The 3,796-nt window shown below is 29.2% G+C and carries 4 protein-coding genes; 3 read left to right on the forward strand and 1 reads right to left on the reverse strand.

The window, feature by feature from the left end:
* Positions 1 to 73 precede the first annotated feature (73 nt).
* The 3 genes from rsmI (at position 74) to gshB (ending at position 2,413) form a co-directional block, all read left to right on the forward strand.
* Positions 74 to 922: a 16S rRNA (cytidine(1402)-2'-O)-methyltransferase gene (gene rsmI, locus ACQCX0_RS00725; protein WP_462562177.1), complete on the forward strand. Its 849-nt coding sequence runs from the start codon at positions 74 to 76 to the stop codon at positions 920 to 922.
* Positions 891 to 1,274, forward strand: a complete 384-nt coding sequence (locus ACQCX0_RS00730) for a YraN family protein (RefSeq protein WP_462562179.1) — start codon at positions 891 to 893, stop codon at positions 1,272 to 1,274. Before rsmI ends, ACQCX0_RS00730 begins: the two co-directional genes overlap by 32 nt.
* Positions 1,275 to 1,468: 194 nt before the next feature.
* Positions 1,469 to 2,413 (forward strand): glutathione synthase, encoded by a 945-nt coding sequence (gene gshB / locus ACQCX0_RS00735; protein ID WP_462562180.1) that lies wholly within the window; start codon positions 1,469 to 1,471, stop codon positions 2,411 to 2,413.
* A gap of 670 nt (positions 2,414 to 3,083) precedes the next feature.
* Here the strand turns inward: gshB and ACQCX0_RS00740 are convergent.
* Positions 3,084 to 3,500, reverse strand: coding sequence for a GMC oxidoreductase (locus ACQCX0_RS00740; RefSeq protein ID WP_462562182.1), 417 nt, complete (start codon positions 3,498 to 3,500; stop codon positions 3,084 to 3,086).
* Positions 3,501 to 3,796 lie beyond the last annotated feature (296 nt).

The raw sequence follows: 3,796 nt of genomic DNA on the forward strand, positions 1-3,796 counted from the left end.
TTTGCATGTAATATTCTCTTTGTTAAATTATTCTATAATATATGTTAATTATACACTATATTAATTAAAAATCATGACAAAAGCTATTTTATATATAGTTGCAACTCCTATAGGCAACCTTAAAGATATTACTAAAAGAGCCCTAGAAACTCTTGAAAAAGTAGATATAATTCTCTGTGAAGATACCAGAATTTCTCTTAAATTATTAAATTTTTATAATCTTAAAAAAAAATTAGTGAGTTATAATTCTATCTCAGAATCTAAAAAAATTACTACAATAATTACTAAATTAGAAGAAGGCTTAAGTATAGCTTTAATTTCTGATGCAGGAACACCCCTAATTGCCGACCCTGGATATCCGCTAATACAAGAATGTATCAAAAAGAATCTTAGTTATACTTATATTCCTGGTGCATGTTCTGTAATTTCAGCTTTAGTATTATCAGGATTACCTACTAACAATTTTTTCTTCGGAGGGTTCTTACCTAAAAAAGAAGCTGAGCTTATTACCATCTTTCAAAAATATCAAACTTTAGAAAGTACCTTGATTTTCTTTCAGTCTCCCCATAATTTATTAAAAAGTTTACAAGCAATTATTAAGGTTTTTGGAATAAATCAGGAGGTAGCTTTAGTAAGAGAAATCAGCAAAATTTATGAAGAAGTTAAACGAAATAGTGCGGGATTTCTTTTAAACTTTTATGAACACCACCAAATAAAAGGGGAATTAATCTTACTTCTGTATCCTGTTATAACTCTTCAAACATTAGATTTAACCTCTTTAATTTTAGAGAGAATTCCTCAGCAATCTCTTAGAGATATTAGCGTAGAACTAGCTGCTCTTTATAATTTTAGTAAAAAAGAAGTATATAAATTAAGTTTAAAAATAAAAAATGAATACCTCAAAAAAGAGAATCTCTCTTAAAAATAAATCCCATAAAAACCCTTATAAACGCGGTAAAATTGCAGAATTATTTGCTTTAATATATTTAATTTGTAAAGGTTACAAATTAATTGCTAAAAACTATAAGACAAAATTAGGTGAAATAGATATTATAGTGCTAAAAAATCAGACTTTAATTGCTATTGAAGTTAAATTTCGTTCTAATAATGAAATGCTTTTTGAGGCTATTTCAAAAAAACAACAACTCAGAATTAGAAACGGATTTTTATATTTTATTACTTTTAATCCGCGTTATCGGAATTTACAATTTAGGTTTGATGCTCTATTACTACAAAAATGGAAACTCCCAATTCATATTAAAAATGCTTGGTAACAATCTCTTAAATCTCTTTCACAATTTCTTATTGTATACTATACTCATGTTAGTAACGCTCTTTATCGAAAAATAATAATTAACCCTAAGGAAAAAAATGACAGTTATTTTTAATACAGACAGCAATGCTATTACTTTACACAAATTAAAAACTAACTAAGAAGTTTTAACTTAACTATAATCAGAGAACCTATATGAGCATAAAAGTAGCTTTCCAAATGGATTTAATTAGTAATATTAATTTTAAAAGTGATTCTACCGTTATGTTGATGTTAGAAGCTCTACGACGTGGTTTAGATATTTATTATTATTACCCTAAACAATTGTATTTAGAAAATGGAATTGTAAAAGCTTTAGTTTCTAAAGTAAGCAAAATTCAAGAACTTGCAGAAGTTCCCATCAGTTTAGAAACTGCAGTAACAATGAATTTAGCTACTTTTGATATAATTTGGCTAAGACAGGATCCTCCCTTTGATATGGCATATATTACTTCTACTTTCTTACTAGAAAAATTACTACCGGAAGTTTTAGTTTTAAATAACCCTTTTTTTGTAAGAAATAGCCCTGAAAAAATTATTGTCACTTATTTTCACAAATTTATGCCCCCTACCCTAATTACTCAGAATGAACAACTTATTCACAACTTTGTAAATAAATATCAAGATTGTGTAATTAAACCTTTATATGGTAATGCTGGAACTGCAGTATTTTTTTTAAGCAAATCAGATAAAAATTATAATGTTATTATTGAAACCTTTTTAAATACATATACTGAGGCAATAATGGTGCAAAAATTTATTCCCAACGTAACTAAGGGAGATAAAAGAATAATTTTAATTGAAGGAGAACCTTATGGAGTTTTAAATAGAGTTCCTTCTAAAAATGAAATTAGATCTAATTTAGCAGTCGGAGGAATCGGAGAAATAGGTGCTTTATCTGACAAAGACAAGCTGATTTGTGCAGATATTGCAACAACTCTAAAAGATCAAGATTTATTTTTTGTTGGAATTGATGTAATTGACGGATATTTAACAGAAATTAACGTTACTTCTCCTACCGGATTAAGAAGTATCTTAAATATTAGCGGAGAAAATTTAGCTGTAACTATTTGGGATAAAATTCTACAAAAGTTATCATAAAAATTATTCTCTAATTGCTCTCTATTCGATAATAGCGTTAATAAGTTTTATCCTATATCAATTCTGTGTCTATATTATAATTTTAGGTAATTATAATATTTAAGCACCTAGAACTGTGCTTAAAGGTACCGAATTGCTGGGTTACAATATAGTTTGTCATATTTTTGCTATAAGCCTATAAAAAGCTGACATTCGTTGATATTGGCTCTTTTAAGTATATAATTACCTAATTTTATTAGGTATTCATTGCTAATTAACCTATACTAACCATAATAACAGCTATTACTGCAAGGATCGCACCGGTAATTTGTATACCGCTTATTTCATGGTTATAAATCAATAAATTTAAAATAAGTGTCATAGAGAAGTTACAACCACTACAATATTTACATTACCACCGTATTTTAAACTTAATAAATAAAATAACCCGCCTATCTCGGAACTAGTCCCAATTAATGTAGTTGAGGTAAACCCTATTTTAAAATTTACAAAAGCTAAAGCCAAAACCCCGGAAATAATATAACCTATACCAGAAAAAATATACCGTTATAAGGATCCATCTTATCAGCCACTACACCGTTAAATAACCCCAAAAAACCATAGCTTACTAAAGCTAAAACAGCTAATCCCATCCATATGAACATTTGACGTCTCCTAAAAAATATCTATTTCAATTTGCTACAAAATACTGTACAGAAGCCTTAGAAAGCTTTTGTCCTTTGATGCTATCTGAAATCTTTTCTGCCATCATGATAGTAGGAGCATTTAGATTTCCAGTTATAATCCTTGGCATAATAGAGGCATCTACAACTCTTAATCCCTCTAATTCGTGAGCTCTACCCTCAGTATTAACCACAGCCCATTCATCATATCCCATTGCACAAGATCCGCACGGATGATATGCAGTTTCTCCTTTACTACGTACAAAATCATCAATTTCTTTATCTGAATTAACATCAATTCCTGGAGAAATTTCTTTTCCTTTATAAGGGGTTAAGGCATTTTGAGAAGCTATATCTCTGGTAATTCTAATTGCAGCCCGAAATTCTTCCCAATCTTTATCCTTAGACATATAATTAAATAAAATACCGGGTTTTTCTTCCCACTATTTCCCGTTATTTCCCACCATTTCCCAGTATTATTATATCTCATCATTAGTGTCTTCTTACACATCTAATCCCGATTCATTTACTATACAGTACTACTTCTACCCCTTTGTGCCACTTAATTCTTCCAGTGACACCATATCTTTAAATTTACTTCCTGCCAATTATTTAATACTGCCTCTGTTTTAATTTGTTCAAGATTTACACAAACTCTTCTTACTCTTCCCTGACTTAGCTTTACTAACTTACTTAACAGGTCATCCGCTATTACAACTTT

This window comes from Candidatus Hepatincolaceae symbiont of Strigamia maritima (assembly GCF_055505085.1).

Excerpts from the sequence above, each read along its gene's own strand:
- rsmI (WP_462562177.1), top strand. The coding sequence starts at position 74 with ATGACAAAAGCTATTTTATATATAGTTGCAACTCCTATAGGCAACCTT.
- ACQCX0_RS00730 (WP_462562179.1), top strand. The coding sequence starts at position 891 with ATGAATACCTCAAAAAAGAGAATCTCTCTTAAAAATAAATCCCATAAA.
- gshB (WP_462562180.1), top strand. The coding sequence starts at position 1,469 with ATGAGCATAAAAGTAGCTTTCCAAATGGATTTAATTAGTAATATTAAT.